Source organism: Magnetospirillum sp. ME-1, assembly GCF_002105535.1.
Taxonomy (GTDB): Bacteria; Pseudomonadota; Alphaproteobacteria; order Rhodospirillales; family Magnetospirillaceae; genus Phaeospirillum.
Genome location: NZ_CP015848.1, coordinates 2,551,052 through 2,575,819, shown reverse-complemented (window position 1 = coordinate 2,575,819; position 24,768 = coordinate 2,551,052). Strand labels below are relative to the sequence as shown.

General features: G+C 67.3%; 29 protein-coding genes. 15 read left to right on the top strand and 14 right to left on the bottom strand.

Annotated elements, in window-relative coordinates:
- Positions 1-5: 5 nt before the first annotated feature.
- Genes WV31_RS12210 through hemC form a run of 5 tightly spaced genes read right to left on the bottom strand, consistent with a single transcriptional unit; the run spans position 6 to position 4,559 of the window.
- Complete coding sequence (locus WV31_RS12210) at positions 6-602, bottom strand: c-type cytochrome (RefSeq protein WP_085373817.1); 597 nt, start codon at positions 600-602, stop codon at positions 6-8.
- On the bottom strand, positions 599-1,879 hold the full coding sequence (locus tag WV31_RS12205; RefSeq protein ID WP_085373816.1) for a heme biosynthesis protein HemY: 1,281 nt from the start codon (positions 1,877-1,879) through the stop codon (positions 599-601). The genes WV31_RS12210 and WV31_RS12205 overlap by 4 nt, the downstream gene beginning before the upstream one ends.
- On the bottom strand, positions 1,876-2,883 hold the full coding sequence (locus tag WV31_RS12200; RefSeq protein WP_085373815.1) for a COG4223 family protein: 1,008 nt from the start codon (positions 2,881-2,883) through the stop codon (positions 1,876-1,878). The genes WV31_RS12205 and WV31_RS12200 overlap by 4 nt, the downstream gene beginning before the upstream one ends.
- On the bottom strand, positions 2,880-3,608 hold the full coding sequence (locus WV31_RS12195) for a uroporphyrinogen-III synthase (RefSeq protein ID WP_085373814.1): 729 nt from the start codon (positions 3,606-3,608) through the stop codon (positions 2,880-2,882). The genes WV31_RS12200 and WV31_RS12195 overlap by 4 nt, the downstream gene beginning before the upstream one ends.
- 3 nt (positions 3,609-3,611) lie before the next feature.
- Positions 3,612-4,559, bottom strand: coding sequence for a hydroxymethylbilane synthase (gene hemC / locus WV31_RS12190; RefSeq protein ID WP_085373813.1), 948 nt, complete (start codon positions 4,557-4,559; stop codon positions 3,612-3,614).
- 51 nt (positions 4,560-4,610) lie between these two features.
- On the opposite strand from hemC, the gene tsaD reads away from it, so the two are divergent.
- Positions 4,611-5,654 (top strand): tRNA (adenosine(37)-N6)-threonylcarbamoyltransferase complex transferase subunit TsaD, encoded by a 1,044-nt coding sequence (gene tsaD / locus WV31_RS12185; protein ID WP_085373812.1) that lies wholly within the window; start codon positions 4,611-4,613, stop codon positions 5,652-5,654.
- On the top strand, positions 5,651-6,199 hold the full coding sequence (gene greB, locus WV31_RS12180) for a transcription elongation factor GreB (protein ID WP_085373811.1): 549 nt from the start codon (positions 5,651-5,653) through the stop codon (positions 6,197-6,199). Before tsaD ends, greB begins: the two co-directional genes overlap by 4 nt.
- On the opposite strand, the gene WV31_RS12175 is transcribed toward greB, so the two are convergent.
- Both WV31_RS12175 and WV31_RS12170 read right to left on the bottom strand, forming a co-directional pair.
- A complete protein-coding gene (locus WV31_RS12175) occupies positions 6,200-7,267 on the bottom strand; it encodes a GGDEF domain-containing protein (RefSeq protein ID WP_085373810.1) in 1,068 nt (355 codons plus the stop codon).
- A 39-nt stretch (positions 7,268-7,306) separates the two neighbouring features.
- Positions 7,307-7,648: a hypothetical protein gene (locus tag WV31_RS12170; protein WP_085373809.1), complete on the bottom strand. Its 342-nt coding sequence runs from the start codon at positions 7,646-7,648 to the stop codon at positions 7,307-7,309.
- Positions 7,649-7,843: 195 nt separating this feature from the next.
- Between WV31_RS12170 and WV31_RS12165 the strand changes: the two genes are divergently transcribed.
- Positions 7,844-8,740 (top strand): prenyltransferase, encoded by an 897-nt coding sequence (locus tag WV31_RS12165; protein ID WP_168185931.1) that lies wholly within the window; start codon positions 7,844-7,846, stop codon positions 8,738-8,740.
- 130 nt (positions 8,741-8,870) lie between these two features.
- On the opposite strand, the gene ychF is transcribed toward WV31_RS12165, so the two are convergent.
- Genes ychF through WV31_RS12150 form a run of 3 tightly spaced genes read right to left on the bottom strand, consistent with a single transcriptional unit; the run spans position 8,871 to position 11,292 of the window.
- A complete protein-coding gene (gene ychF / locus WV31_RS12160; protein ID WP_085373807.1) occupies positions 8,871-9,974 on the bottom strand; it encodes a redox-regulated ATPase YchF in 1,104 nt (367 codons plus the stop codon).
- 4 nt (positions 9,975-9,978) lie between these two features.
- On the bottom strand, positions 9,979-10,683 hold the full coding sequence (pth, locus tag WV31_RS12155) for an aminoacyl-tRNA hydrolase (RefSeq protein WP_085373806.1): 705 nt from the start codon (positions 10,681-10,683) through the stop codon (positions 9,979-9,981).
- Positions 10,684-11,292: a 50S ribosomal protein L25/general stress protein Ctc gene (locus WV31_RS12150; protein WP_085373805.1), complete on the bottom strand. Its 609-nt coding sequence runs from the start codon at positions 11,290-11,292 to the stop codon at positions 10,684-10,686.
- Positions 11,293-11,420: 128 nt separating this feature from the next.
- Between WV31_RS12150 and WV31_RS12145 the strand changes: the two genes are divergently transcribed.
- The gene (locus WV31_RS12145; protein WP_085373804.1) at positions 11,421-12,020 is read left to right on the top strand and encodes an HD domain-containing protein; all 600 of its coding nucleotides are present in this window, start codon (positions 11,421-11,423) and stop codon (positions 12,018-12,020) included.
- A gap of 126 nt (positions 12,021-12,146) precedes the next feature.
- On the opposite strand, the gene WV31_RS12140 is transcribed toward WV31_RS12145, so the two are convergent.
- Positions 12,147-12,917, bottom strand: a complete 771-nt coding sequence (locus WV31_RS12140; protein WP_085373803.1) for a methyltransferase domain-containing protein — start codon at positions 12,915-12,917, stop codon at positions 12,147-12,149.
- A 144-nt stretch (positions 12,918-13,061) separates the two neighbouring features.
- Between WV31_RS12140 and rpmH the strand changes: the two genes are divergently transcribed.
- From rpmH to argB, 6 genes are all read left to right on the top strand, one after another.
- On the top strand, positions 13,062-13,196 hold the full coding sequence (gene rpmH / locus WV31_RS12135) for a 50S ribosomal protein L34 (RefSeq protein WP_008619694.1): 135 nt from the start codon (positions 13,062-13,064) through the stop codon (positions 13,194-13,196).
- 6 nt (positions 13,197-13,202) lie between these two features.
- Entirely contained in the window at positions 13,203-13,592 is a 390-nt protein-coding gene (rnpA, locus tag WV31_RS12130; RefSeq protein ID WP_145980860.1) for a ribonuclease P protein component, read from the top strand.
- Positions 13,589-13,858: a membrane protein insertion efficiency factor YidD gene (gene yidD, locus WV31_RS12125; RefSeq protein ID WP_085373802.1), complete on the top strand. Its 270-nt coding sequence runs from the start codon at positions 13,589-13,591 to the stop codon at positions 13,856-13,858. Before rnpA ends, yidD begins: the two co-directional genes overlap by 4 nt.
- A 6-nt stretch (positions 13,859-13,864) precedes the next feature.
- Positions 13,865-15,598, top strand: coding sequence for a membrane protein insertase YidC (gene yidC / locus WV31_RS12120; protein WP_085373801.1), 1,734 nt, complete (start codon positions 13,865-13,867; stop codon positions 15,596-15,598).
- Positions 15,599-15,689: 91 nt separating this feature from the next.
- A complete protein-coding gene (gene yihA / locus WV31_RS12115) occupies positions 15,690-16,253 on the top strand; it encodes a ribosome biogenesis GTP-binding protein YihA/YsxC (RefSeq protein WP_237051279.1) in 564 nt (187 codons plus the stop codon).
- A gap of 13 nt (positions 16,254-16,266) precedes the next feature.
- Entirely contained in the window at positions 16,267-17,187 is a 921-nt protein-coding gene (gene argB / locus WV31_RS12110) for an acetylglutamate kinase (RefSeq protein ID WP_085373799.1), read from the top strand.
- A gap of 153 nt (positions 17,188-17,340) precedes the next feature.
- On the opposite strand, the gene WV31_RS12105 is transcribed toward argB, so the two are convergent.
- Positions 17,341-18,639, bottom strand: a complete 1,299-nt coding sequence (locus tag WV31_RS12105; RefSeq protein ID WP_085373798.1) for an NCS2 family permease — start codon at positions 18,637-18,639, stop codon at positions 17,341-17,343.
- Positions 18,640-18,754: 115 nt separating this feature from the next.
- Here WV31_RS12105 and WV31_RS12100 point away from each other — a divergent pair, with 115 nt between their 5' ends.
- A complete protein-coding gene (locus WV31_RS12100) occupies positions 18,755-19,264 on the top strand; it encodes an HPP family protein (RefSeq protein WP_085373797.1) in 510 nt (169 codons plus the stop codon).
- A gap of 4 nt (positions 19,265-19,268) precedes the next feature.
- On the opposite strand, the gene WV31_RS12095 is transcribed toward WV31_RS12100, so the two are convergent.
- Complete coding sequence (locus WV31_RS12095) at positions 19,269-19,730, bottom strand: helix-turn-helix domain-containing protein (RefSeq protein ID WP_145980859.1); 462 nt, start codon at positions 19,728-19,730, stop codon at positions 19,269-19,271.
- A 282-nt stretch (positions 19,731-20,012) separates the two neighbouring features.
- On the bottom strand, positions 20,013-21,218 hold the full coding sequence (locus tag WV31_RS12090) for a class I SAM-dependent rRNA methyltransferase (RefSeq protein ID WP_085373795.1): 1,206 nt from the start codon (positions 21,216-21,218) through the stop codon (positions 20,013-20,015).
- A 225-nt stretch (positions 21,219-21,443) separates the two neighbouring features.
- Between WV31_RS12090 and ccoN the strand changes: the two genes are divergently transcribed.
- The 4 genes from ccoN to ccoP are packed head-to-tail and all read left to right on the top strand — an operon-like array spanning position 21,444 to position 24,670.
- The gene (gene ccoN / locus WV31_RS12085) at positions 21,444-22,895 is read left to right on the top strand and encodes a cytochrome-c oxidase, cbb3-type subunit I (RefSeq protein ID WP_085375560.1); all 1,452 of its coding nucleotides are present in this window, start codon (positions 21,444-21,446) and stop codon (positions 22,893-22,895) included.
- Between the two features lie 12 nt (positions 22,896-22,907).
- Positions 22,908-23,630, top strand: coding sequence for a cytochrome-c oxidase, cbb3-type subunit II (ccoO, locus tag WV31_RS12080; protein ID WP_085373794.1), 723 nt, complete (start codon positions 22,908-22,910; stop codon positions 23,628-23,630).
- 15 nt (positions 23,631-23,645) lie between these two features.
- The gene (locus WV31_RS12075; RefSeq protein ID WP_082700341.1) at positions 23,646-23,807 is read left to right on the top strand and encodes a cbb3-type cytochrome oxidase subunit 3; all 162 of its coding nucleotides are present in this window, start codon (positions 23,646-23,648) and stop codon (positions 23,805-23,807) included.
- Between the two features lie 2 nt (positions 23,808-23,809).
- A complete protein-coding gene (gene ccoP / locus WV31_RS12070; protein WP_085373793.1) occupies positions 23,810-24,670 on the top strand; it encodes a cytochrome-c oxidase, cbb3-type subunit III in 861 nt (286 codons plus the stop codon).
- Positions 24,671-24,768: the final 98 nt, after the last annotated feature.

Below are 24,768 nucleotides of genomic sequence, written 5' to 3'. Positions count from 1 at the left end.
GCCGCCTATTTCCGCTTGTTCTGAGACAGGAACTCGGCCAGTTGCTCCACCTCGGAATCGGACAGCTTGCGCACGTTGGCGGCCATCATGCGGGCGCGCCGGGTCGAGCGGATCTCGTCGCGGATGGCCTTGATCTGGACCATCAGGTAGTCCTTGCGCTGGCCGGCCAGATAGGGATAGTCCGGCGACAGCGGCTTGGTCCCGTCGGGGCCGTGGCAGCCGATGCAGCCCTTCTCGTCGAACAGTTCGGCGCCCTGGTCCGCCTTGGCCTTATTGCCGCTCTGGGGGTCCGCCGGCTTTTGCGTCGCCAGCCAGTCGGCCAGAGCGATGCGGTCGTCCGGGCTGGTCTTGTCGATCACCGGCTTCATCACCTTGACCGGATTGGAGCTGCGTACCCCGCTGGCGATCTCGTTCATCTGGCGCAACAGGTAGACCGGGCTTTGGCCGGCGAGAACCGGCGAGCCGGCGATGGGCTTGGCGCCGTTCTCGCCGTGGCAGGCCTGGCAACCCTTGGCGGCGTAGATGGCCTTGCCGTCGGCGGCCAAAGCGGGAGAGGCGGCAAGGGCCGCCAGGACGGCGGCGATCAGGGCATAGGGGCTCATGTCCACTCCAGTCGGCCGGCGATTCCGCAGGCCGGGCAGCATACGGCGAAGTCGGGGCTATGATGGCCGCAGCCGCCGCAGACCCAGGTCTGTTCCGGGGCCGAATCGGTTCCGGCCCTGACCATCCAGGCGGTGGCGGCGGTCTCGTCCTTGCGCTCGTCCCGCTCGACGCGGGCCAGCAGTTCGAAGACGGCCCGCGTCGGCCGCTGTTCCAGGGCCTTTTCCAGATGGGTGCGGGCCTGTCCCCACAATTGGGCGGCCAGGGCGGCTTCGGCAAGGGCCACATGGCCATCGGGCGAGGCGGGATTGGCCTGGACCAGCTCCTGCAACCGTTTTACCCGGTCAAGCGCACTCTCGCCCGCGACCAGATCGCGCCAGGCGGCGATCAGCAGCGGATGGGGGGCGGCCTTGAAGGCGGATTTCAGCAGCGACGCTGCCTTGCGCTGCTTGCCGCGTTTGGCCAGCAGCCGGGCGGCCAGGGCGATGGCGGGTGCGAACAGCGGATCGGAATCGCGGGCTTCCAGCGCCCAGTCCAGGGCCTGGGATTCGTTGCCGGCGGCCAGGCACTCCTGGGCGCGGCCCAGTCCGATCAGGGCGCCGCGCCGCACCAGCTCGGCGGCGGGCAGAGCGTCGCGGCGCCGGGCGGCGCGCAGCGTCTGCTCGGCCTCGGCCCAGGCGCCGGCCTCGGTCTGCAGGTCCAGCAGCAGGACGGCCAGCCCCTCGGCGCCGGGCTGAAGGTCGAAGGCCTTGGCCGCGGAGTCGCGGGCGCTCGTACGGTCGCCCTGCTTCAGGGCCAGCTCGGCGAGGCCCTTGTGGCCCAGGAAGGCGGTTTCCTTGCGTCCGGTCATGGCTTCGTAGCGCCGGCGCAGCTGGTCGTCATCGCCGCTGAGCTGGGCGGCCTGGGCGGTGAGCAATCCGGTCACCGCCGGATCGTTCAGCAGCCTGTCGGCTTTGCGGGCCAGCTTGGTGGTGCGCAGCGCGTCGCCCGAGGCGGCGGCGGCCAGGCCGTCGGCCAGCGCGGTATAGCCTTTGCGCTGGCGCCCGAGGCGCCGCGACTGGAACCAGCGGCCGGGGGCGCCGAACACCGCGCGCACCAGACGGCCCAGAGCCGAGAGAGCCGCCAGCACCACAACCAGGACGGCCAGCAGCACCGGCACGGTGGTATCGACGCGCCAGCCCTGCCAGCGGATGGTCACTTCGCCCGGCCGGTCGGCCAGCCACACGGCGCCGGCCACCGCCAGCCCGGTCAGGGCCAGGAAGACGAGCAGCCGCCTCATGGTTTCGCTCCGGCCAGGGCCACCGCCTGGGCGGCCAGCTGGGACAGGGCCTTGTCGGCGGTCTGCCGGGCCTTGGCCTCGGCGATCCAGGCGGCGGCGGCCTCGGCCGGGCCGGGGCTTAAGGCCTCCAGTTCATAGAGGGCGGCGGCCAGCTCGCCGCGCGAGAGCGCCGCCTGGGCGCGGCCGACCACGGCGGCGGCATTTTCGCCGATGGCGGCGCCGTCCTCGCGGCGGATGGTGACCAGCGACAGCAGGCGGTCGGCGGTGCGTCGCCACCAGCCCTCGCCCTCGGGCAGGATTTCGGCGCGGATCAGGGCGGGGGCCAGGGTGTCGAAGCGCTGGATCAGGGCGGCGCGGGGCGCGATGCCGGCGGCGGCGCGGTCCTTCAGCTGGTCCAGCAGGCCCAGGCTTTCGCCATCCTCGCCGGCCAGCACGCGGGCGGCGCGCCATTCGGACTCATAGGGCCGTCCGGCCGCCACCGCCTCGCGCAGCTGGCCGGTGGCGAGCAAAAGGGCGACGGCCGAGGACCGCTTGCTCTGCATCTCGCGGATTGCAAGGTCCAGTTGCTCGACGCGCTCGGCCAGACGCAGGACGGCGCTGGCCTCGGCGGAGTTGCGCTTGAGATCGCTCACCTGTTTCGACAGCGATTCGATTTCGCCGCTGGGGCCCGCCGCCTGTCCATGGGCTGCCCTCACCGCCTCTTCCAGCCGGTCGAGGCGCGACGTGTCCATGGGGCCGGCAACGGCGGGGCCGCGGGCCTCCAGCTGGGCGATGCGGGCGGTGGCCGCCGACAGCTCGGCCCGCAGGTTCTCCACCTCGAAGAACTCCGCCGCGGGGGGCGTGGGCAGCCCAAGCTGGGCACGCCACATCGGGAAAGTGCCATAGGCGGCTCCGCCCAACGCCACGAGGGCCAGCGCGGCCATCAGGCGGCCCTTCGCGCGGCCGGGCGGCGGAGCCGCTGCCTCCACGGCGGCGGTGGGCTCGGAAACGGGCTCTGACGTCATGGGCTGAATCCCCGGTTGAGATCGTCGTCGATGGCGGCCAGCAGGGCGGCCTGGGTGGGTTCGGACGCCTGGCGCAGCACCCGCCAGGGCAACGGCGCCAGCTCGGCCGAGACATTGGCCGACAGGCCATAGGCGGCGATGGCGGCGAGACTCTCCCTTACTCCCGCTTGCATCGCCAGGGTAGCAAAGGTCCGCGCGGTGCGGGGAGAGAAAAACAGGGCGAGGTCCAGGCTTGCGGCCCCCAGCGCGTCGAGCAGCGCCGGCGACAGGCGGGTGGCGGTCACCGCCTGATAGAGGATTTGACGACGCACCTCATAGCCCAGCGCCGACAGCCGCCCCGACAGATCGCCCGCCACCACCGTGCCGGCGGCGTGCAGCAGCGCGCCGGCTTTGGGATCGACCCGGGCCGCCACCAGCTCGGCCAGGGTGTCCACGTCGCCGCCGGCGCTTTCGATTTGGGTGAATCCCATCTCGCGGGCGGCGCGGGCTGAAGCGTCGCCCACCGCCCAGACCGTCAGGTCGCGGCCCGGATGCAGCCGGGCCAGGGCGCGGATGCCGTTGGCGCTGGTCACCAGGATGCCCTGGGCGCCGTCGAGATCCAGCCGGGCGCCTTCCACCGGGGCGATGTCGAGCAGCGGCTCGACCATCACCTCGAGACCGCGTTGGGCCAGCGCGTGGGCCACGCCTTCGGAATCCTCCTTGGGGCGGGTCACCAATGCGCGCATGGCTCAGTGCGGCTTGATCAGGTCGAAAAAGCCCGGTCCGGCGTGCCTGATCAGTTCCTCGGCGGCGTCCTTGCCCATGGCCTCGGCGTCGGCGCGGGTGCCGGTGCGCGCGGTGGCGTGGACCGTGGCGCCGTCGGGGCTGACGATCAGGCCCCGGAACGACAGTTTGTCGCCGTCCAGCACCGCCAGGGCGGCGATGGGGGTACGGCACGACCCGTCGAGACGGGTGAGGAAGGCCCGCTCGGCCGCGACGCGGACGAAGGAATCCGGGCAATTCAGCGCCTTGAGGTAATCCAGGGCGGCCGTGTCGTCGGCACGGCAGGTGATGCCGATGGCGCCCTGGGCCACGGCGGGCAGCATGTCGTCCTCGGACAGCGCCGAGGTGGCGTGCTGGACGAGGCCGAGGCGGCGCAACCCGGCCATGGCCAGCATGGTGGCGTCCACCACCTCTTCCTCCAGCTTGCGCAGGCGGGTCTGGACGTTGCCGCGGAAGTTCACCACCTTGAGATCGGGGCGGCGGTGCAGGATCTGGGCGCCGCGCCGCAAGGACGAGGTTCCCACCACGGCGCCCTGGGGCAGGTCGGCCAGCGTCTGGTACTTGCGGCTGATGAAGGCGTCGCGCACGTCTTCCCTCGGAAGGATGCAGGGCAGCACGATGCCGTCGGGCAGCACGGTGGGCACGTCCTTCATGGAATGGACGGCCAGATGGATGCGGCCCATCAGCATGGCCTCGTCCAGCTCCTTGGTGAACAGGCCCTTGCCGCCGATTTCGGACAGGGCGCGGTCCTGCACCAGGTCGCCGGTGGTCTTGATGACCTCGATGTCGATGGCGCCGTCCTGGCCCAGGGGGGCCCAGGCGGCGGCGAGGCGGTCGCGGGTCTCGTGGGTCTGGGCGAGCGCCAGGGGCGAGCCACGGGTGCCGATGCGGAGAATGGGAAGTTTTGCGGTCATGGTGTGGTTGTTGTAGTAAGTCGGACGCTGCTGTGCAAAGGGATTTCCATTTTGCTTGTTCTGGGTATCGAAAGCTCGTGCGATGAAACCGCCGCCGCCGTGGTCAGCGGCGAGAGGGAAATCCTGGGCGAGGTGGTGCTGTCCCAGCTGGACGAGCATCGCCCGTTCGGCGGCGTGGTGCCGGAAATCGCCGCGCGCTCGCACCTCGCCCATATGGACCGGCTGGTGGAAGAGGCCATGCGCCGGGCCGGAGTGGGCTTCGCCGATCTGGACGCGGTGGCGGCCACCGGCGGTCCCGGCCTGATCGGCGGCGTGATCGTCGGCGTGATGACCGGCAAGGCCATCGCCTTGGCGTCGGGCAAGCCCTTTCTGGCGGTCAACCACCTGGAAGGCCATGCGCTGACGCCGCGCCTCACCCATGACATCCCCTTTCCCTATCTGCTGCTGCTGGCGTCCGGCGGGCATTGCCAGCTGCTGGCGGTGGAAGGGGTGGGCAAATACACAAGGCTCGGCACCACCATCGACGACGCGGCGGGCGAGGCCTTCGACAAGGTGGCCAAGATGGCCGGGTTGGGCTATCCCGGCGGCCCGGCGGTGGAAAAGGCGGCGGCCTTGGGCAATCCCGCCCGCTTCACCCTGCCGCGCCCCATGAAGGGCAAGCCGGGCTGCGATTTCAGCTTCTCGGGCCTGAAAAACGCCGCCCGCCTGCTGATCGAAAGCCTGCCCCAGCCGTTGTCGGACAAGGACCGGGCCGACGTGGCCCGCGCCTTCCAGGACGCGGTGGCCGATTCCATGGCCGACAGGGTGCGGCGCGGCGTGCGCGAGATGAAGGCGCGCTTTCCCGCCACCCGCCATCTGGTGGTGGCCGGCGGCGTCGCCGCCAACACCGCGCTCAGGCAGGTGCTGGTTCGAATCGGCTCCGAAACGGGGCTGGAATTCCTGGCCCCGCCCTTGAATCTTTGCACCGACAACGCCGCCATGATCGCCTGGGCGGGAATCGAGCGGCTGCGGCTGGGCCAAAGCGATGGGCTGGATTTCGCACCGCGCCCGCGCTGGCCGCTGGACCCCAATGCCCGCAAGGGGGCCAAGGCATGAGCAAGGCCTTCACCAAGGAAAGCGACGGCGACGACGAGCACGAGGATACGCCCAAGGGCCTGCCGCCGGGATCGAAGAACTACATGCGGCCCCAGGGCTTCGCCGCCTTGAAGGCCGAGCTGGCCCATCTGCTCAAGGTGGAGCGGCCCAAGGTGGTCGAGGTGGTGTCGTGGGCGGCGGGCAACGGCGACCGCTCGGAAAACGGCGACTATCTCTACGGCAAGAAGCGCCTGCGCGAGATCGACCGCCGCATCCGCTTCCTCACCAAGCGGATCGAATCCGCCCATGTGGTCGATCCAGACCAGCAGAAGAAGCGCGACCAGGTGTTCTTCGGCGCCACCGTCACCTATGCCAACGCCCGCGACGAGGAGATCACCATCACCATCGTCGGCATCGACGAGGCCGATCTGGAACAGGGTCTGATCAGCTGGATCTCGCCGGTGGCGCGCGCACTCTTGAAGGCGTTCGAGGGCGACAGCGTGCCGGTGCGCACCCCGTCCGGCGTGGAAATGATCGAGGTGGTGGAGATCCGCTACGGCGGGTGACTATTCCTCGGCCACCACGCGGTTGCGTCCGCCGTTCTTGGCGCGGTAGAGGGCCTGGTCGGCGCGTTCCAGCATGGTGGCGATGCCGGTGTCGGTGTCGCGCAGCTGGGCGACGCCGATGCTGACCGTCAGGTCGAAGAACTGGCCCTTGGCCGGGTGGACCACCAGTTCGGCTACGGCGGCGCGCAGGCGTTCGGCGATGACCCGGGCCCCGTCGGGACCGGTATTGGGCAGGGCCACCGCGAATTCCTCGCCGCCGACGCGGCCCAGGATGTCGTATTCGCGCAAGCCCATGCGGCAGGCGTTGGCGAAGGATTTCAGCGCCTCGTCGCCGGCGGCGTGGCCCCAGGTGTCGTTGATGCGCTTGAAATGGTCGATGTCGAGCGCCAGCAGGGCGAAGGAGCGCCCCATGCGCCGGGCGTGGTCCAGTTCCAGCCCGGCCAGATGCTCGAAATGGCGGCGGTTGGCCACGCCGGTGAGCGAATCGCGGCTGGCCAGTTCCTCCAGCTCGGCCATGTGCCGGCTGGTGTCGCAGAAGGCCCCCAGGGACAGGGCCAGATCCTCGACCCCACCATCCTCGGCCAGCACCACCGGCACCCGGTCGATGACCAGGCGCAGCAGCGCCGCCTCGGTCTCGCCGCCGGCGGATTCCGTCACCGGATAGGCCCCCACCACCAGCCGCCCTTCACCGGCGGGCAGGACCAGGCGCTGCCAGGTCTGGGGCAGATCATGGCCGAACAGGGCGGTGTAGGAGCGCCACAGGGGGCGGGCGCTGCGCCGCACGAAGCCATACTCGAATTCCAGCATGAACCGGCGGTCGGCGGGCAGGATGTCGGCGGGCAGAAGATGGATGACCTGGCCGGTCAGGTCGTTGCCGAAGCAATCGGCGAAGGCCTTGCCGTAATGGGCGTAGCGGTTGGCGCCGTCCTCGGCCTCGATCACCAGCAGGTGGTCGGCATGGGCGGCGAACCGCGCCGCCGGATCGGCCACAGCCGTTCCCTCCCGCCGCCACTGGGCCAGCAGGTCGGCCAATCGGGAATCCATCACCCGGGCTACCAGATCACGCATGGAGTCGGTTCCTCCCCATGCCCCACTGGTATCACAACATCAGGCCTCGAACCAGTTTCCGGCGTCCTCGGTGAACAGCAGGGCCACCGCGGCCCCCTGGATCAGCGCCTGGGCGGCCAGCAGGCCGCCGATCACCGCGTCGGAGCGATAGGCCAGCATCAGGGCCATCATCAGGAAGGGCAGGCCCAGACACCAAAGGATGGCGCAGACCCAGCGAACCCAATGGCCGCCGTGATGGGTGATCAGGTGGGTGAAGAACGCCAGGGCGGCCATGGTCGTCGCCTGGACGGCGATGACGAAGCCGGAATCGCCGTTGGCGTCCATCTGGCCGAACTGGAGCAGCGACGCCACCGCGCCGAAGCCCAGCGAGACATGGATCAAGGTTTGAAAACCGCGTATTCTGTCCGGCATCGCGTCCCCCAAAGACTGCGTCGCCAATCATGAAGCCGGGACTCTACGCCTGTTGCCCGCACCGGAACAATCGGGTGGACTCCCGCCTATACCATCGGACGAAGGGAGGCCGCGCTCTTGACCCGCGTCAACGCGAGCCGCTCCCCGCAAGGGCAGTCTGATTCCATGCCCAACCTGCCCCGAACCCTGTTTTTCGCCACCCGCCCCATGTTCCTGCCCGCCGCCCTGGTTCCGGTGATGGTGGGGACCTGCTGGGGCGCTCACCGCGCCCATGCCCTCGACAGCGTGGCTTTGGGCCTGGCGGCGGTGGGCATGGCCTGCCTGCATGCCGGGGCCAATGTGCTGAACGATGTGGGCGACGAGTTGAACGGCGCCGACCGCATCAACCAGGACCGCATCCCCCCCTTCACCGGCGGTTCGCGCTTCATCCAGGACGGACGGCTCGGCCTGCGGGCCATGGCGGCGTGGGGCGTGGTCCTGCTGCTGGCCGCCGGCGCCTTGGGCGGCATCCTCAGCCAGACCAAGGGTGAATGGGTTCTGTGGTTCGGTCTGGTGGGCGCTGCGCTGGCGCTGGCCTATTCCCTGCCGCCCTTCAGCCTGGCGTCGCGCGGCCTGGGCGAGGCGGCGGTGGCGCTGGCCTTCGGCCTGCCGGTGGCGGCCTGTTTCCGGCTGCAGAGCGGAACTATCGGGCTTGAGGCGGTACTGTGTTCGGCCATCGTCGGCGCCTGGACCGCCGCCATCCTGATCGTCAACGAAGTGCCCGATCTCGCCGCCGATGAACAGGCGGGCAAGCGCACCCTGGTGGTGCGCTTGGGCCACAAGGGGGCGCCGTCGCTCTATCTCTCGGTGCAGGCGGTGGCTTCGGCCCTGATGCTGGCCCTGGGCTGGCTGTCCCAGCTGCCGCCCTGGGCGGTGGCTCCGCCGCTTCTGGCCATGCTGGCCGCCCTGGCCGCCGCGCCCCTGATGGCCGGCGGGCGGACGGGCCAGCTGGCCGCCATCCGCATCACCCTGGGCATCCATCTGCTGGGTGGCCTGAGCCTGGCGGGGGCGGCTTTTCTCTGACATGCGGGGCTCGCGCCCCGGCCCCATCGGGAGGCACAGCCTCCCGAACCCTCCCGTTATTTATGAATCAAAGGGGGTCCGGGGAATCGCCCCGGATGGGTCTGGGCGATAGCCCAGCATGCCCCTCGATTTACACGTTGAAGCGGAAGTGGAAGATGTCGCCGTCCTGGACGACGTATTCCTTGCCTTCCAGGCGCATCTTGCCGGCTTCCTTGGCGCCCGCCTCGCCGCCCAGCGCGATGAAGTCGTCGTAGGAGATGGTCTCGGCGCGGATGAAGCCCTTCTCGAAATCCGTATGGATGACGCCGGCCGCCTGGGGGGCCTTGGCGCCCTTCTGCACGGTCCAGGCGCGGGCCTCCTTCGGCCCCACGGTGAAGAAGGTGATGAGGTGCAGCAGGTCGTAGCCGGCGCGGATGACGCGGGCCAGCCCGGTTTCCTCCAGGCCCAGGGTCTCCAGGAACTCGGCCTTCTCCTCGTCGGAGGCCAACTGGGCCACCTCGGCCTCGATGGCGGCCGAGATCACCACCGCCGAATTGCCCTCGGCCTTAGCCATGGCGAACACCTTTTCCGACAGGGCATTGCCGGTGGCGGCCGAGGCCTCTTCGACGTTGCAGGCATAGACCACCGGCTTGATGGTGAGCAGGCCCAGCCGGTTGGCGGCGATGCGGTCTTCTTCCGAATCGAACTTCACGGTACGGGCCGGCTTGCCGTCGCGCAGGACCGCCAGGATGGGGGTCATGACGTCCACCTGGGCCTTGGCTTCCTTGTCGCCGCCCTTGGCCTTCTTTTCCAAGGGCACGATACGGCGTTCGAGCGAGTCCAGGTCGGCCAGCATCAGCTCGGTCTCGATGATCTCGGCGTCGCGCACCGGGTCCACCGAATCCTCCACATGCTTGATGTCGTCGTCGACGAAGCAGCGCAGCACGTGGACGATGGCGTCCACCTCGCGGATGTTGGCCAGGAACTGGTTGCCCAGGCCCTCGCCCTTGGAAGCACCCCGCACCAGGCCGGCGATATCGACGAATTCCAGCTGGGTGGGGATTTCCTTCTGGCTCTTGCCGATCTCGGTCAGCTTGTCCAGCCGGGGATCGGGCACCGCGACGCGGCCCACATTGGGCTCGATGGTGCAGAAGGGATAATTGGCCGCCTGGGCCGCCGCCGTCTGGGTCAGCGCGTTGAACAGGGTGCTCTTGCCCACGTTGGGCAGGCCGACGATACCGCAGTTGAAACCCATGGACTCAGTCCTTCCTGGTGATCTTGGTCATAGCCGCCTTCAGCGCCTCGGCGAGGCTGCCACCGGACGGCGGGGGGGAAACGGGTGCCGGAGCGGGAGCAGGGGCCGCCTCGGCGGGAACCTTCTCCTTCTTCGGCTTAGGCGGTGCGGTGAGGTGCGCCACCCTGGTCATGAAGCCGGCGTCGTCGCCCGCGACCAGCATGGGGAACGTGTCGGCCACGGCGTCGAGCAGCGGCACCAGCCACGCCTCGTCCGCCTTGGCAAAATCGTGCAGCACATAGCCCGACACCAGGTCGCGGTCGCCGGGATGGCCGATGCCGAGGCGGACCCGGCGGTAATTCCGGCCCAGATGGGAATCGATGCTTTTCAGCCCGTTATGGCCGCCCGCGCCGCCGCCCCGCTTGACCTTGAGGCGTCCGGGGGCGATGTCCAGCTCGTCATGGACGACCACCACGTCGTCCACCGGGATCTTCAGGAAGCGTGCCGCCGCCTGCACCGACTGGCCCGACAGGTTCATATAGGTCTGGGGCTTCAGGACCACGACCTTTTCACCGCCGATGATTCCCTCGGCCATTTCGGCCTGGAACTTCGAGCGCCAGGGCCCAAAGGAATGGCGGCGGACGATCACGTCCGCCGCCATGAAGCCGATATTGTGCCGATTCCTGGCGTAGTCGGAGCCGGGATTGCCCAGTCCGACCAGCAGGATCATTTAGCCGGCAGCCTCGGTCTCGGAGGTCTCGGCGCGGCTGACGGTGGGGGCCGCGATGGAGGCCACGGTCGCGCCGGCGGCCACATGGTAGGGCTTGGCGCCCGCAGGCAGCTTCAGGTCCGAAAGGTGCACGGAGGCGCCGATCTCCAGGCCGGTCAGGTCCACCACGATCTCGTGGGGGATGTTGTCGGCGGTGCAGGTGATCTCGATTTCGTGCAGCTCGACATTGAGCACGCCGCCCTTCTTGATGCCCGGAGACTTGGTCTCGTTGGCGAAGTGGACCGGCACCTTCACGTGGATGGCGTGGTCGGTGGGGACGCGCATGAAGTCGACGTGGATCGGCTGATCGGTCACCGGATGCATCTGGACGTCACGGGCCAGGCACAGGTGCTTGCCGCCCTTGCCCAGATCGACGTTGAACAGCTGGGTGAAGAAGCCGGTCTTGGAAATCTGGGCCCAGACCACGCGGGGGTCCATCTGGATGCAGATGGCGGGCTGCTTGGCACCGTAGATCACACCGGGAACGAGACCAGCACGACGAGTGGCACGGGCGGCCCCCTTTCCGCTTCCGTCGCGCAGCTCGGCGGCGATGGCGATTGCTTCGGACATTGAACTCTCCTGACAAACGTATATGAGCGCGGCCTCCAGGGGTGCCACGCGGAAGCGGGTCGTTTACACCGGTTGCGCCCGGTTGGCAAGGGTAAGTAGACTCCTTTCGTTCCAACGAAAGGTTCGCCGTGATTCCCTTCGCCGATCCCCGCCTCGCCGCCCAGATCGCCTTCATCGTCGAGATCGACAAGCTGAAGACCGTGCTGCGCCAGACCCTGCTCACCGATTCGTCCCGGCGGGAGAACGACGCCGAGCATTCCTGGCACATCGCCGCCATGGCCTTCCTGCTGGCCGAATACGCCGATCCGGCGGTGGACGTGGCCCGCGCGGCGCGCATGCTCCTGATCCACGACATCGTCGAGATCGACGCCGGCGACACCTTCATCCACGACGAGGCCGGGCACGAGGACAAGGAGGAGCGCGAAAGGAAGGCGGCGGCGCGCCTCTTCGGCCTTTTGCCCGCCGATCAGGCCGGCGAGTACGCCGCGCTGTGGCAGGAATACGAGGCCCGGGAAACGGCGGATGCCCGCTTCGCCGACGCGCTCGACCGCCTGCAGCCGCTCCTGCACAATTTCGAGACCGGGGGCGCCACCTGGAAGCCCCACGGCGTCACGCGGGCCAAGGTGGACAAGCTCCTGCCCCGCATCGCGGCGGGGTCGGAGCGATTGGGCGCCTATGCCCGCGCCCTGGTGGACGAGGCGGTGCGGCGGGGCTATCTGGCGCCGTGACCCCCGTTTCATGCGGGGCTCCCGCCCCGGCCCCGGCTGGAGGCGACGCCTCCAGACCTCTTCTTCACTTGGAAATAAAAAGGGGTCCGGGGCATGCCCCGGATGGGTTCGGGCGGTAGCCCGATATCATCCCTTCCGTGCCACCATGAACAGGCGGCGGAAGGGAAACAGGGTCTTGCCATCGGACCTGGGCGGATAGGCGGCCTGGATGCGCCTTGAGTATTCGGCCAGGAAGCCGGTGGCCCAGGCGCCGTCCACCGCGTCCATCAGCGGCCTGAGCGCCGTGCCCTTGGTCCAGGTGACCACCGGGTTGTCGCCTTCCAGCACGTGCAGGTACTCGGTCTCCCAGATGTCGATATGGGAGGAGTGCCGGGACAGCAGGTCATAATAAAAGGAGGGCTCGCCGACGGGGAAGCGGGCCGCCAGGGGGGCGAGCACCTCGGACCACGGCCCGGCGGCGGCGGCCTCGGCCATGATGGTGTGGGAGGCGGCATAGTGGTTGTGGGGCATCTGCACCGCCAGCACGCCGCCCGAGGCGATACGCTCCAGCAGTTTGGGAAACAGCGCGGCGTGCCCGTCCAGCCAGTGCAGGGCGGCGTTGGAGAACAGGATGTCCACCTCGCCGCCGCTTTCCGCCCAGCCGGCGGCGTCGGCCTGGAGATAGCGCACCCCGCCGCCGTGGTCGCGCGCCGTCATCAGCATCTCGGGCGAGGAATCGATGCCGATGACGTCGGCCTGCGCCCAGCGTTCCTTCAGGATGCGGGTCACGTTGCCGGTGCCGCAGCCCAGATCCACCACGCGGGCGGCGTCGGCCAGATCGATGCGGGCCATGAGGTCCAGCGCCGGACGCAGGCGCGGCTGGGCGAAGGCGGAATAGATGGCGGGGTCCCAGGCCATGGCGGCTCCTCTTGAAAAAGTACTTCAGTGTAGCCGGTCGGACGGGGTTCTAAAACCCATGCACTCCGCGCATTGACTCTTGGGTTCGCCCGGCTTATACACGTCCGCTCATTTTCAAGTCCGTTCCAGTTTGGAGTACCTCCCGTGAAGCGTACCTATCAGCCGAGCAAGCTCGTCCGCGCCCGCCGCCACGGCTTCCGCGCTCGTATGGCCACCGTCGGCGGCCGCAAGGTCATCGCCAACCGCCGCCGCCAGGGCCGCAAGAAGCTGTCCGCTTAAATCCCCATGGCCGTGCGGCTGGATCGGCTTAAAGTTCGGGCCGATTTCCTGCGTGTCGCGGCCCTGAGGCGAAAGTGGGCGGCGCCGGGCCTGATTCTCCAGGCCGCGCCCGCTCCCGGAACGGAAATGCAAGCCGACTCGCTGAGGGTCGGCTTCACCGTTTCCAAGAAGGTGGGCAATTCGGTGTGCCGCAACCGGGCCAGACGCCGGCTCAAGGCGGCGGTGTCCGAGGTTTTTCCGGCCCATGCCAGCGCGGGCGTCGATTACGTGGTGATCGGCCGCAAAGAGACGCTGGAACGGCCATATTCTCTTCTCTTGCAGGATTTGCTGGCGGCGTTAAAACGTGTCGGCGCGCTGCAAAAGACGGCGCCCGAGAAAGAGCAGGGAGAGGCATGAACCCCATCGGCCTGGGAATGCGCGGCCTGATCCGCCTGTACCAGCTGCTGCTGAGCCCGGTGCTGCCGGCCAGCTGCCGGTTCACGCCGTCCTGTTCGTCCTACGCCATGCAAGCCATCGAGGAGCACGGGCCCATCGGCGGCTCATGGCTTGGGCTAAAGCGGATCTGCCGCTGCCACCCCTGGAACGACGGGGGCTTTGACCCCGTCCCCCCTGCCAAAACCGATCAATGCGGACACCTCCGTCCGTCGCGACTGCCGGAATAGGATGACATGAACGACCAGCGCAATCTCTTCGTCGCCATCGCCATTTCGGTCGCCATCCTGATCGGCTGGCAGTACTTCTTCCCGAGCAAGCAGCCCGAGCCGGTGGCCCAGAGCCAGTCGACGGACGCCAAGTCCGCGTCGTCGCCCGCCAGCGCGCCCACTCCGGCCACCGCCGCCAGCCCGGCCCAGGTGCCCGGCACGCCCGCCGCCGCCGCCGTCCAGACCGGCGCATCGCGGAGCGACGCCCTGGGCAAGAGCCGCCGCATCGCCATCCAGACGCCGGCCATGCACGGCTCCATCGCGCTGACGGGCGCGCGCATCGACGACATCACCCTGGTGAAGTACCGCGAGACGCCCGCCGCCGACGCGCGCGAGATCAACCTGCTGTCGCCCGCCGAATCGCCCGAGCCCTATTGGGCCGAGTTCGGCTGGGTCGCCGCCGAGGCCGGCACCAAGGTTCCCGGCCCCGATTCGGTGTGGCAGGCCCAGGGCAACGGCCCGCTGACCCCGGCGTCGCCGCTGGTGCTGACCTGGGACAACGGCGAGGGGCTGCGTTTCGTGCGCACCTACACCGTGGACGAGAACTACATGTTCGGCGTCACCCAGCGGGTGGAGAATTACGGCACCAAGGCCGCGGCGCTGCACCCCTACGCCCTGCTGGCCCGCACCGGCACCCCGGCGGTGGCCGGCATGTACATCCTTCATGAAGGTCCGCTCGGCGTGTTCGACGGCACCTTGAAGGAAGTGAAGTACGAGGATCTCCGCAAGGAGGGCTCGGCCCGCCACAAGACCACCGGCGGCTGGGCCGGCATCACCGACAAGTACTGGCTGACCGCCCTGGTGCCGCCGGCCAAGACCGAGATCACCGGCCGCTTCGTCCATCAGCGCCTCGGCAACGCCGACCGTTATCAGGTGGACTACCTGGCCTCGGCCCGCATGGTCGAGCCCGGCAAGTCCGAGGAGGCCGGCTTCCACCTGTTCACGGGGGCCAAGCAGGTCAGCCTGCTGGACGGCTATGCCGAGAAGCTGGGCATCGACCGCTTCGACCTCGCCATCGATTTCGGCTGGTTCTACTTCCTGACCAAGCCGTTCTTCTATCTGCTGCAGATGCTGCACTCGGCGCTGGGCAACATGGGTCTCGCCATCCTGGCGCTGACCGTGGTGCTCAAGCTCGCCATGTTCCCGCTGGCCAACAAGTCCTATGTGGCCATGGGCAAGATGAAGAAGCTGCAGCCCCGCGTCGCCGATCTCCAGGCCCGCTATGCCGACGACAAGATGCGCCTGCAGCAGGAGATGATGGCGCTCTACAAGGCCGAGAAGGTCAATCCCGTCTCGGGCTGCCTGCCCATCATGGTGCAGATTCCGGTGTTCTTCGCCCTGTACAAGGTGCTGTTCGTCACCATCGAGATGCGGCACGCGCCGTTCTACGGCTGGATCAGCGATCTGTCGGCCCAGGATCCCACCAACATCTTCACCCTGTTCGGCATGATCCCCTGGACGCCGCCCAGCTTCATGCATCTGGGCGTGTGGCCGCTGATCATGGGCGTCACCATGTGGCTGCAGCAGAAGCTCAATCCCCAGCCCACCGACCCGGTGCAGGCCAAGATGATGAGCTTCCTGCCGATCATCTTCACCTTCCTGCTGGCCAACTTCGCCTCGGGCCTGGTGATCTACTGGGCGTGGAGCAATGCGCTGTCGATCCTGCAGCAATGGGTGATCATGAAGAAGGCCGAGGAGTAGAGCCCTGAGCGACTCCATCACCAGCGACGATGCGGAGAAGGCCGGCTTCCTTGAAGCCGGCCGTCTTCTGTTCGCGCGCGAATGCACCTTCATGCAGGGCGCGTCCGGCCTGGACCACCTGCCGGACGCCAGCCTGACCGAGGTGGCCTTCGCCGGGCGTTCCAACGTGGGCAAGTCGTCGCTGATCAACGCGCTGACGGGGCGCAACACCCTGGCGCGGACCTCCAACACGCCGGGCCGCACCCAGGAGCTGAACTTCTTCAATCTGGGCGGACGGCTGGTGCTGGTGGACATGCCGGGCTACGGCTTCGCCCAGGCCCCCAAGGGGGTGGTGGAGAAGTGGACCCGGCTGGTCAACGGCTTCCTCAAGGGCCGCTCGGTGCTGCGCCGGACCATGGTGCTGGTGGATTCCCGCCATGGCCTGAAGGACAGCGACCGCGACATGATGAAGATGCTGGACAAGGCCGCCGTGATCTACCAGGTGGTGCTGACCAAGGCCGACAAGCTGAAGGCCGCCGAGCTGGAATCCGTCCAGGCCCGCACCCTCGACGAGATCAAGTCCCGCGTCGCCGCCCACCCCACCCTGATCGTCACCAGTTCGGAAAAGGGGACCGGCATCCCCGAGCTGCGCGCCGAGCTGGCCTCTCTCGCCTGAGGAGCGTGTTGCCATGAGCACCGACAAGACCGCCGACATCCTGCACGACCGCAAGGCCTGGCTGGACCGCGCCAAGACCCTGTCCGAGGCGCTGCCCTTCATGCGCCAGTTCAGCGACGAGACGTTGGTCATCAAGTTCGGCGGCCACGCCATGGAATCCGACGACCTGGCGCGCCTCTTCGCCCGTGACGTGGTGCTCTTGAAGCAGGTGGGCATCAATCCGGTGGTGGTCCACGGCGGCGGGCCGCAGATCGACGCCATGCTGAAGCGCCTCGATATCCAGACGCCCCGCGTCGACGGCCTGCGCTTCACCGACGAGGCCACCGTCGAGGTGGTGGAGATGATCCTGGCCGGCAAGATCAACAAGCAGATCGTCTCGGCCATCAACGAGGCCGGCGGCTTCGCGGTCGGCCTGTCGGGCAAGGACGGCCACCTGATCCGGGCGCGCAAGCTGCGCCGCACCAAGAAGGACCCGGATTCGAACATCGAGAAGGTGCTGGACCTGGGCTTCGTCGGCGAGCCCGCCGAAATCAACCCTCACATCCTCGACCAGTTCAAGAAGTCCGACACCATTCCGGTGATCGCCCCCGTGGGCATGGGCGGGGCGGGCGAGACCTACAACATCAACGCCGACACGGCGGCCGGCGCCATCGCCGGCGCCACCAACGCCAAGCGCCTGTTGATGCTGACCGACGTGGCCGGGGTGCTGGACAAGGCCGGCAACCTGATCCCGGAAATGACCGAGGCGCAGGTCAAGGCCTATATCGCCGACGGCACCATCTCGGGCGGTATGATCCCCAAGGTGGAAACCTGCCTGGACGCCGTGCGCCAGGGCGTGGATGGCGCCGTCATCCTCGACGGCCGCGTGCCCCACGCCATCCTGCTGGAGCTGTTCACCCCCCACGGTGTCGGCACCCTGATCAAGGCGGGCTGAGGCGGTTACGCCGGAGGCGTTTGCCCCCGGTCCCCCAATGGGGAGGCTCAGCCTCCCCAACCCTCCGGTTTTTTTATGAATAATTACTCTGGCGGTTCGGAGGCTGTGCCTCCGAATGGGTCCGTGCGATAGCCCGGCCGCGTAGCGGGTTTCCTAAACGCTCCCCAGCAACACGAATTTCAGCACGAAGGCCGCGGCCAGCGCCCAGACCGCCGGGCCGACGTCGCGCGCCCTGCCGCCCAGCAGCTTGACCGCCGCATAGGTGATGAAGCCGAACGCGATGCCGTGGGCGATGGAGAAGGTGAAGGGCATGGCGATGGCGGTGACCAGGGCGGGCACCGCCTCGGTGACGTCGTCCCAGGCGATGTCGGCCAGGGCGCGTGCCATCAGGCAGGCGACGAACAGCAAAGCGGGCGCGGTGGCATAAGCCGGAATGGCCGCCGCCAGGGGGGCGAGGAACAGGGCGGCGACGAACAGCAGGCCCGTCACCACCGCCGCCAGCCCGGTGCGCCCGCCGGCATTGATGCCCGACGCGCTTTCGATGTAGCTGGTGGTGGTCGAGGTTCCCAATGCGCCCCCCGCCATGGCGGCCAGCGAATCGGCGACCAGGGCGCGGCCCAGGCGGGGCAGGCGGCCCCTCTCGTCCAGCATGCCGGCCCGGTGGGCCAGACCGATCAGGGTGCCGGCATTGTCGAACAGGTCCACGAACAGCAGGGCGAAGACGATGGTCACCAGCCCCAGGTTCAGCGCGCCCGCCACATCCATCTTCAGGAAAGTGGGGGCGATGGAGGGGGGAAGCGCGGCGATGCCGCCGAACGGCGTGACGCCCAGGACCATGCCTGCCGCCGCCGTGCCCAGGATGCCGATCATGATGGCACCCGGCACCCGGCGGGCCTCCAGGCCGACCATGGCCACGAAACCGGCCGCCGCCAGCAGCGGCTCGGGCCGGTTGAGATGGCCGAGCGTGATCAGGGTGGCCTTGTGGCCCTCGATCAGCCCGGCGTTCTCGAACGCGATCAGGCTGAGGAACAGGCCGATACCGGCCGAGATGGCCAGCTTCAGGGATTGCGGTACGGCGTTGATGATGGCTTCGCGCACACGGGTGACCGCCAGGATCAGGAACAGCACGCCGGAGACGAACACCGCCCCCAGGGCCACCGGCCAGGGCACCCCCATGCCGATCACCACGCCATAGGTGAAATAGGCGTTGAGCCCCATGCCGGGCGCCAGCGCGATGGGGTAATTGGCCAGCAAACCCATGGCGGCGCTGCCCAGGGCGGCGGCCAGACAGGTGGCGACGAACACCGCGCCCTTGTCCATTCCCGTTTCCGCCAGCATGGCCGGATTGACGAAGATGATGTAGGCCATGGTCAGGAAGGTGGTGGCCCCGGCCACCATTTCGGTGCGCGGATCGGTCCGGTGCTCGGACAGGCGAAACAGGCGTTCGAGCATCCCTCAACTCTCCCATGCATGGAATCGACAGCACCCTTGACCCTCATCATGGAAGGCCGCGGGCACAAAGATGTATTTTTCCCCCGCTTTGTCGAGGCTATCGTGAGGAGCCCCCATGCCCCGTCGCTTCATCCATCGTCACCAATCGCGTCAGTGCCTGCCGTCCTGGACCAAGGCCGGGCTGGGTGTCGTGCTGGCGCTCGGTACGGTGGCGATGCTCGATCACGTGAGCGGGGCACCCATGCTGGCGGCGCCGCTGGGGGCGTCGGCGGTGCTGGTGTTCGGCATGCCGGACTCGCCCCTGTCGCAGCCGTCCAGCGTGATCGGCAGCCATCTGATCGCCACCGTCATCGGGCTGCTGTTCGATCATTTCCTGCCGGGCGGCTGGATCAGCATGGTCCTGTCGGTGGCGGTGGTGATGGTGGTGCTGGCCGGGCTGCGCCTGACCCATCCGCCGGCGGGGGCCGACCCGCTGGTGGTCATGATGACCCATCCCGGCTGGAGCTTCCTGTTCATGCCGGTGCTGGTCGGAGCGCTGACCCTGGTGGCGGTGGCGGTGCTGATTCACCGCCTGCCGCCCCGGGCCGTCTACCCGCTGCCGGTGCATCCGCCAGCGGGAGAGTAGGGGATTATTCCTCGTCGCCGCCGCGGTCCGACAGGGCCTTGGCCAGGTCGTAGATCCGGCGCCGCACATCGGGATCGGTGATGCTGTAGTAATTGCGCACCAGTTCCAGGGTCTCGCGGCGCAGGCGGGGATCGGCCTCGGCGGCCGGCGGCTCCTCCTTGGGGGGCTCGCGCACCATCTGCACCGGCGACAGGCCCTTGGTCTCCTCGGCCATGTCGTCGAAGAAGTAGGAAATCGGCACTTCCAGGGAGCGGGACAAATCGAACAGGCGCGAACAGCTGATCCGGTTGGCGCCGCGTTCGTATTTCTGCACCTGCTGGAAGGTAAGTCCGATCAACTCGCCAAGCTTTTCCTGGCTCAGTCCCAGTAACGTCCGGCGCAGGCGCATGCGTGAGCCGACATGGACATCAATCGGATTGGGTGCCCCGGCTGGTGTACGACCCCGATTTGCCTTTCTGCGCGGCATGTTTCCCTCTGATCCATGAAGCGCCCAATACTTGCTCTAGTAATTTTACAAACGCAAGAGGGAAACAGCGCTCTAAATAATAGAAAAACCAACAAGTTGGCTAAACACACACAAACCCGGATTCAAACTCTATCTATTTGACAACCGTTTGGAGGTAACTCTGTTGCCGCGCCCCAGGCAAGGACCTCCAAACAGCCTCAATCCCGGTTGATTTCGATTGATACGGTTACTGTATGCCTAAAGGTTAGGTCTGTAGCGATATTTGCTTTGTGTCGCTGGAAATCAATCGAGCTGGAAGACCAGGGCCTTGAGATAGGCGCTTTCCGGCAGCCAGGGATGGACCGGATGGTCGGGGGCGGCGCCGGCGCTTCGGAGGATGCGCCCCGAGCGTCCAGCCAGGTGCAGGCCGTGGCCCACCTCCTCGGCGAAGGTGTCGGCCGGCATGTGGTGCGAGCACGACGCGCACAGCAGGACGCCGCCGGGCTCCACCAGGGCGGCGGCCAGACGGGCCATCTTGCGATAGCCCTTGGCGCCGGCGCCCAGATCCTTCCTGGACTTGACGAAGGCCGGCGGGTCGGCGACCACCACGCCGAAACGCTCGCCCGCCAGGGCCAGGCGTTCCATCTCGGCGAAGGCTTCGGCCCGGAATGTGCGCACGGCGACGTTGTTCATCTCCGCCGCCCGGTCGGCCAGGGCCAGGGAATGCTCGGACCGGTCCACCGCCCAGGTCTCCGCCGCTCCGGCCATGGCGGCCTGCACCGCGAAGCCGCCGGCATAGGTATAGACGTCCAGAACCCGGCGCCCCCGGGCCAGCCGCGCCACGAAGGCGCGGTTGTCGCGCTGGTCGAAGAACCAGCCGGTCTTCTGGCCGCCGGTCAGATCGGCCACGAAGCGGCAGCCGTTCTCCACCAGCTCCACCGGGCCGTCCAACTGGCCGAGGACGATTTCGTGATGCTGCTCCAGGCCTTCCAGCTTGCGCACCGGGCTGTCGTTGACCAGCACCACGGCGCGGGGGTTCAGCACCAGTTTCAGGGCGTCGAGCAGCACGGGCAGCAACCGCTCCATGCCCGCCGTGTTGGTCTGCACCGCCAGCACGTCGCCATAGCGGTCGACGATCAGGCCGGGCAGCCGGTCGGCCTCGGAATGGATCAGGCGGTAATGGGGGGTGGAAAACAGCGTGTCGCGCAAGGCCATGGCGGCACGCAGGCGCTGGGCCAGGAAATCGGCGTCCACCGTGTCGGCGGCGCGGCGCGACAGCACGCGCGCGGCGATCAGCGAATGGGGATTGAAGGTGGCCACTCCCAGGCGCTCGTCGCCCGCATCCATAAGGGTAACCAGAGAGCCCGGCGGCAGCGCCTTGGCCGCGGGATCCATCTCGATCTCGTTGGAAAAGACCCAGGGATGGCCGGCGCGAAGGCGCTTGGAGCGCCCCTTGGCCAGGCGGATCACGGGGCGGGCGGCGGGCGTGTCGGGATGATTCTGTGTCATGGGGCGCACTCTACGTCCGGGAATCGTTCCCGCCAAGGGCCTGAAACGCCTAAAAATCCTCATACTTTGATATATATCAATGGCGGCTCTCCGCTCGCTCGTCATAGTGCCCACACTTGAAGCAAAGAACCACCCGGCCGCCATCGGCCCCGGGGGCATGGTGTCGCCATGGATCCGGCCGGATGCTTCAGGTGGACCCTTTTCCGGTCGAAACAGGAGTTCGGCATGAGCATCAACACCGAAGCCACGCCCTATTGCGAAGACGTGATCAAGAAGTTCACGATCGCCGCGATTTTCTGGGGCGTCGTGGGCTTCCTGGCGGGCGACTTCATCGCCCTGCAGTTGGCCTTTCCCGTTCTGAACCTCGATCTCGAGTGGACTTCGTTCGGGCGCCTGCGTCCCGTTCACACCTCCGCTGTGATCTTCGCGTTCGGCGGCAACGTTCTTTTCTCCACGTCGCTGTACATCGTGCAGCGCACCAGCCGCGCCAGCCTGTTCGGCGGTAACGGCCTGGGCGGCTTCATCTTCTGGAACTTCCAGGCGCTGATCGTCGTCGCCGCTCTGACCTACGTGCTGGGCTACAGCCAGGGCCAGGAATACGCGGAGCCGGAATGGTGGATCGATCTGTGGCTCACCGTCATCTGGGTGGCCTACCTGATCGCCTTCGCCGGCACCATCATGAAGCGTAAGGAACCCCACATCTATGTGGCCAACTGGTTCTTCTTCGCCATGATCCTGACCATCGCGATGCTCCATCTGGGCAACAACATCGCGGTGCCGGCCGCCTTCTTCGGCGGCAGCTGGATGAAGTCGTACAACATCTTCGGCGGCGTGCAGAACGCCATGACCCAGTGGTGGTACGGCCACAACGCGGTGGGCTTCTTCCTGACCGCCGGCTTCCTCGGCATCATGTACTACTTCGTGCCGAAGCGGGCCGAGCGTCCGGTGTACTCCTACCGTCTGTCCATCGTGCACTTCTGGGCGCTGATCTTCCTGTACATCTGGGCCGGTCCGCACCACCTGCACTACACCGCTCTGCCGGATTGGGCGCAGACGCTGGGCATGACCTTCTCGGTGATGCTGTGGATGCCGTCCTGGGGTGGCATGATCAACGGCCTGATGACGCTCTCGGGCGCCTGGGACAAGCTCCGGACCGACCCGGTCATGCGCTTCCTGGTCTCGTCGGTGGCGTTCTACGGCATGTCGACCTTCGAAGGTCCGATGATGTCGATCAAGGCGGTGAACTCGCTGTCGCACTACACCGACTGGGGTATCGGCCACGTGCACTCCGGTGCTCTGGGCTGGGTGGCCTTCGTCTCCTTCGGCGCTCTGTACTACCTGGTTCCCAAGCTGTGGGGCCGCAAGGAGCTGTACTCGCTGAAGCTGGTGGGCGTTCACTTCTGGATCGCCACCGTGGGTATCGTCTTCTACATCACTGCCATGTGGATCTCCGGCATCATGCAGGGCCTCATGTGGCGCGCGTACGACAGCCTGGGCTTCCTGCAGTACTCGTTCATCGAGACTGTCGAGGCCATGCGTCCGTACTACATGATCCGTGCTCTGGGCGGCTTCCTCTTCGTCCTCGGCTCGCTGGTGATGGTCTACAACGTGTGGAAGACCATCAAGGGCGATGTCGCGGATGAGGCCATGGCTCCCGCAGCTGGCGCGGCGCGCTAAGGAGACCGACCCATGTTCAAGCATCACGCTAAGCTCGAAACCAACATCTTCTTCCTGGCCGTCGGCATCCTTCTCACGATCGTCGTCGGTGGCCTGGTGGAAGTCGTGCCGCTGTTCTCGATCGAATCGACGATCGAGAAGGTGGACGGTGTGCGTCCCTATTCTCCGCTGGAGCAGAAGGGCCGCGACATCTACATCCGCGAAGGCTGCTACAACTGCCACAGCCAGATGATCCGTCCGTTCAAGGACGAGGTCGAACGCTATGGCCACTACAGCCTCGCGGCCGAGTCCAAGTACGATCACCCCTTCCAGTGGGGCTCGAAGCGTACCGGTCCCGATCTGGCCCGCGTGGGTGGCAAGTACACCGACGACTGGCAGGTCCGTCACCTCGTCAACCCGCGTGACGTGGTCCCCGGATCCATCATGCCGGGCTACAAGCACCTGCTGCGTCCGCTGGACTACTCCGACATCCAGGCCAACATGAAGGCCCTGCGTGTTGTTGGCGTGCCCTACACGGATGCGCAGATCGCCAATGCCAAGAAGGACCTGGAAGAGCAGGTGTTCGGTGATCCGGCTGCCAAGCCGGCCGTCGCCGCCAGCTATCCCAAGGCCCATATCGGCTCGGCGTCGGGCAATGCCAAGGTCACCGAAATGGATGCCTTGGTCGCCTATCTGCAGGTGCTGGGAACCATGGTCGACTTCTCGACCGTGAAGCCCGAAGCGATCCGCCGCTAGAAAGGAGTACGGAGTATGTTCGTCGCCTTCGTCGACAGTGTACTCCGGCCCTTCTGGGTTCTGTGGGTGATGATGATCTTCACCGGGGTCGTTTTCTATGCCTACTGGCCCAAGAACAAGTCGCGGCTGGAAGACTACGGAAACATCCCGCTGAGGGACGACAATGAGGAGCGCTAACAATGGCGACCATTGAAAAGGACTCGGTGTCCGGTCAGAACACTACCGGTCACGAGTGGGACGGCATCAAGGAGCTGAATACTCCTCTGCCGAAGTGGTGGGTCTACGTTTTCTGGGCCACCGTCCTGTGGGCCATCGGCTACTGGGTCGCGTACCCGGCGTGGCCGCTGGTCAACGGTTACACCAAGGGCAGCCTGGGCTATTCGTCCCGCGGGGAGCTGGACAACGAGCTGGCCGCCCAGAAGAAGGCCCGTTCGGCCTGGCTGTCCAAGATCGAGGCGTCCGACGTGGCCGCCATCGAGAAGGACAAGGACCTGCTGCGCTATGCCATGGCCGGCGGCAAGATCGCGTTCAACGAGAACTGCGCTCCTTGCCACGGTGTGGGCGGCGTCGGCGCCTTCGGCTATCCCAGCCTGGCCGACGACGAATGGCTGTGGGGCGGTGCGCTGGCCGACATCGAGCAGACCATCAAGTTCGGTGTCCGTAACACCAACGCCAACTCGCGCCAGAGCGAGATGCCGAAGTTCGGCGCCGACGGCCTGCTCAAGCCCGAGCAGATCGCCGCCGTTTCCGACTACGTCGTGTCGCTGGCCTCCAAGGCTCCGGCCAAGGGCTCGGCGGGCGAGACCGTCTATGCCGAGAACTGCGCGGCTTGCCACGCCGAGGACGGCGCCGGCAACAAGGACCTCGGCGCTCCTGCCCTGAACAACCAGATCTGGCTGTACAAGGGCACCAAGGACGCCATCGCCGCCCAGGTCGCCAAGCCCAAGCACGGCGCCATGCCGGCCTGGTCCGAGCGTCTGGACGCGAGCACCATCAAGATGCTGGCCGTCTACGTCCACAATCTGGGCGGCGGCAAGTAAGAGTGTAAGTGGGGGGACCCGGTGGGGTGCGTGCCTGGCGACAGGGGCGCACCCCATCGGCATATCTGGGGCCGAATTCAAGCCCCCGGATCCATCAA

Coding starts and splice junctions, on each gene's coding strand:
- WV31_RS12210 (WP_085373817.1), bottom strand. CDS start 602: ATGAGCCCCTATGCCCTGATCGCCGCCGTCCTGGCGGCCCTTGCCGCC.
- WV31_RS12205 (WP_085373816.1), bottom strand. CDS start 1,879: ATGAGGCGGCTGCTCGTCTTCCTGGCCCTGACCGGGCTGGCGGTGGCC.
- WV31_RS12200 (WP_085373815.1), bottom strand. CDS start 2,883: ATGACGTCAGAGCCCGTTTCCGAGCCCACCGCCGCCGTGGAGGCAGCG.
- WV31_RS12195 (WP_085373814.1), bottom strand. CDS start 3,608: ATGCGCGCATTGGTGACCCGCCCCAAGGAGGATTCCGAAGGCGTGGCC.
- hemC (WP_085373813.1), bottom strand. CDS start 4,559: ATGACCGCAAAACTTCCCATTCTCCGCATCGGCACCCGTGGCTCGCCC.
- greB (WP_085373811.1), top strand. CDS start 5,651: ATGAGCAAGGCCTTCACCAAGGAAAGCGACGGCGACGACGAGCACGAG.
- WV31_RS12175 (WP_085373810.1), bottom strand. CDS start 7,267: ATGCGTGATCTGGTAGCCCGGGTGATGGATTCCCGATTGGCCGACCTG.
- WV31_RS12165 (WP_168185931.1), top strand. CDS start 7,844: ATGCCCAACCTGCCCCGAACCCTGTTTTTCGCCACCCGCCCCATGTTC.
- ychF (WP_085373807.1), bottom strand. CDS start 9,974: ATGGGTTTCAACTGCGGTATCGTCGGCCTGCCCAACGTGGGCAAGAGC.
- pth (WP_085373806.1), bottom strand. CDS start 10,683: ATGATCCTGCTGGTCGGACTGGGCAATCCCGGCTCCGACTACGCCAGG.
- WV31_RS12150 (WP_085373805.1), bottom strand. CDS start 11,292: ATGTCCGAAGCAATCGCCATCGCCGCCGAGCTGCGCGACGGAAGCGGA.
- WV31_RS12140 (WP_085373803.1), bottom strand. CDS start 12,917: ATGGCCTGGGACCCCGCCATCTATTCCGCCTTCGCCCAGCCGCGCCTG.
- rnpA (WP_145980860.1), top strand. CDS start 13,203: ATGGCCGTGCGGCTGGATCGGCTTAAAGTTCGGGCCGATTTCCTGCGT.
- yidD (WP_085373802.1), top strand. CDS start 13,589: ATGAACCCCATCGGCCTGGGAATGCGCGGCCTGATCCGCCTGTACCAG.
- yidC (WP_085373801.1), top strand. CDS start 13,865: ATGAACGACCAGCGCAATCTCTTCGTCGCCATCGCCATTTCGGTCGCC.
- yihA (WP_237051279.1), top strand. CDS start 15,690: ATGCAGGGCGCGTCCGGCCTGGACCACCTGCCGGACGCCAGCCTGACC.
- argB (WP_085373799.1), top strand. CDS start 16,267: ATGAGCACCGACAAGACCGCCGACATCCTGCACGACCGCAAGGCCTGG.
- WV31_RS12105 (WP_085373798.1), bottom strand. CDS start 18,639: ATGCTCGAACGCCTGTTTCGCCTGTCCGAGCACCGGACCGATCCGCGC.
- WV31_RS12100 (WP_085373797.1), top strand. CDS start 18,755: ATGCCCCGTCGCTTCATCCATCGTCACCAATCGCGTCAGTGCCTGCCG.
- WV31_RS12095 (WP_145980859.1), bottom strand. CDS start 19,730: ATGCCGCGCAGAAAGGCAAATCGGGGTCGTACACCAGCCGGGGCACCC.
- WV31_RS12090 (WP_085373795.1), bottom strand. CDS start 21,218: ATGACACAGAATCATCCCGACACGCCCGCCGCCCGCCCCGTGATCCGC.
- ccoN (WP_085375560.1), top strand. CDS start 21,444: ATGAGCATCAACACCGAAGCCACGCCCTATTGCGAAGACGTGATCAAG.
- ccoO (WP_085373794.1), top strand. CDS start 22,908: ATGTTCAAGCATCACGCTAAGCTCGAAACCAACATCTTCTTCCTGGCC.
- WV31_RS12075 (WP_082700341.1), top strand. CDS start 23,646: ATGTTCGTCGCCTTCGTCGACAGTGTACTCCGGCCCTTCTGGGTTCTG.
- ccoP (WP_085373793.1), top strand. CDS start 23,810: ATGGCGACCATTGAAAAGGACTCGGTGTCCGGTCAGAACACTACCGGT.